Annotated in this window: 2 protein-coding genes; one reads left to right on the top strand and one right to left on the bottom strand. The window is 66.2% G+C overall.

Annotation, left to right across the window (positions count from 1 at the left end; translation table 11 throughout):
• The first annotated feature begins 285 nt into the window (after positions 1–285).
• Positions 286–789, top strand: coding sequence for a DUF3145 domain-containing protein (locus DBR22_RS07385; protein ID WP_108598472.1), 504 nt, complete (start codon positions 286–288; stop codon positions 787–789).
• Between the two features lie 155 nt (positions 790–944).
• Here DBR22_RS07385 and DBR22_RS07380 read toward each other — a convergent pair.
• The coding region (locus DBR22_RS07380) for a beta-ketoacyl-[acyl-carrier-protein] synthase family protein (protein ID WP_108598471.1) at positions 945–2,022 on the bottom strand (1,078 nt) is incomplete at its 5' end.

Here is a 2,022-nt window from a genome sequence, read left to right as displayed (position 1 = left end):
ATCCGAGGGCCTGAGGGCCCGGGATCAAAATTGCGGGCACGAATAGTCTGTTCGCGTTCCCGGCCGGTAATCGCACTGGCGTAATTACGCGGTGTACGGCACAATAAGAGTCAAGTCCGGCAACTTTCAAGTTTCGCTTGAAGCTCATTGGCTTCAGGTGTCACGGCAGGTGCCGGACACAGTTTAATATCCGGGCAGGGAAACCGCCGCTGGAGGGCAGGGCAAGGCAGTTTCATCCAGGCAGAGGTCGTTGGGGAAGACGTACCTACAGCTATGGAGGATGGAATGTCTGTTGCAATGACCCGTGGTGTGCTGTTTGTTCACTCAGCCCCTACCGCACTGTGCCCGCACGTTGAGTGGGCCATTGGATCCGTCGTGGACAAGCGTACGGATCTTGAGTGGACCCCTCAGCCTGCCGCGCCCGGAATGTTCAGGGCCGAGCTTTCCTGGACCGGGACCCCCGGCACCGGCTCGCAGCTGGCGTCCTCGCTCCGCGGCTGGGCGCATCTGCGCTACGAGGTCACCGAAGAACCGAGCCAGGGCGTTGACGGTGGGCGCTGGTCGCACACCCCCGAGCTGGGGATCTTCCACGCCACAACGGACGTACACGGGAACATCATGGTGTCGGAGGACCGGATCCGCTACGCCTACGAATCGGGCGCCGGCGATCCCTCAGCCGTGTACCACGAGCTTTCGCTGGCACTCGGTGAGGCCTGGGACGAGGAACTCGAGCCCTTCCGTCACGCGGCAGAAGGCGCCCCGGTGCGCTGGCTCCACCAGGTAGGCTGACTCTCCCTAGCGCCCCCGGCCCCACCTGCGCCATCCACCCGGGCTGGCGGGTACTCCACTGGCCAGGAACTCCATAGCAAGGTGCACAGACCGAAAGAGGCCCCGCCATCCGGGTTCAGATGGCGGGGCCTCCTTTCGTGCGTGGTCCTGGACGGCTAGACGCTGCGGACAGCGATCACGGCGTTGTGGCCGCCGAAGCCGAAGGAGTTGCTCAGTGCCACGATGTCACCGGCCGGCAGATCGCGGGCAGAGGTGACAACGTCGAGCGGGATTTCAGGGTCCTGGTTTTCGAGGTTGATCGTCACCGGAGCCTTGCGGTGGTGGACTGCCAGTACCGTCAGCACGGCCTCCACCGCACCGGACGCACCCAGCAGGTGACCCATCTGCGACTTGGTGGCGGATACCGCTACGTTGTCGATGTGGTTCCCCAACGCCGCGCGGAGCGCGGTGTACTCGGGCTTGTCACCCACGGGAGTGGACGTGGCGTGCGCGTTGACGTGGACCACGTCCTCGGCCTGGATCCGGCCATCGAACATGGCTGCCTTCAGCGCGCGGGTGGCGCCAAGTCCCTGCGGGTCCGGGGCAGTGATGTGGTAAGCGTCCGCTGTCACGGAGGTGCCTGCAAGTTCGCCGTAGATGCGGGCGCCACGGGCCAGGGCGTGTTCCTCGGCTTCGAGGACCAGAGCACCTGCGCCTTCGCCCATGACGAAGCCGTCACGGCCAAGGTCGTAGGGCCGTGAGGCACCCTGGGGGTCGTCGTTGCGCCGCGACAGCGCCTGCATGGAGGCAAAGGCGGCCAGGGGCATCGGGTGGATGGCGGCTTCGGCGCCGCCGCACATGACAACGTCGGCCTTGCCGGAGCGGATCAGGTCCAGGCCCAGGTGCAGGGCCTCGGTTCCGGAAGCGCAGGCAGAAACGGGGGTGTGGGCTCCGGCACGGGCACCAAGGTCAAGGCTGACGGCGGCAGCGACGCCGTTGGGCATCAGCATGGGCACGGTCATGGGAAGGACGCGGCGGGGGCCCTTTTCCTTTAGGGTGTCCCAGGCATCCAGCAGCGTCCACACGCCGCCGATGCCGGTAGCGAAGGCTACGGCCAGGCGGTCGGGGTCGATCTCGGTGATGCCTGAATCGGCCCAGGCTTCGCGGGAGGCGATCACACCGAACTGGGTGGACGGATCCATCCGCTTGGCCTCGACCCGGCTCAGGACCGAGAGGGCGGGGGTGGTGCAGCGG

It is taken from the genome of Arthrobacter sp. HMWF013 (genome assembly GCF_003061105.1).
In the GTDB taxonomy this organism is placed as follows: domain Bacteria; phylum Actinomycetota; class Actinomycetes; order Actinomycetales; family Micrococcaceae; genus Arthrobacter.
This window is presented reverse-complemented; position numbering and strand designations above follow the sequence as displayed.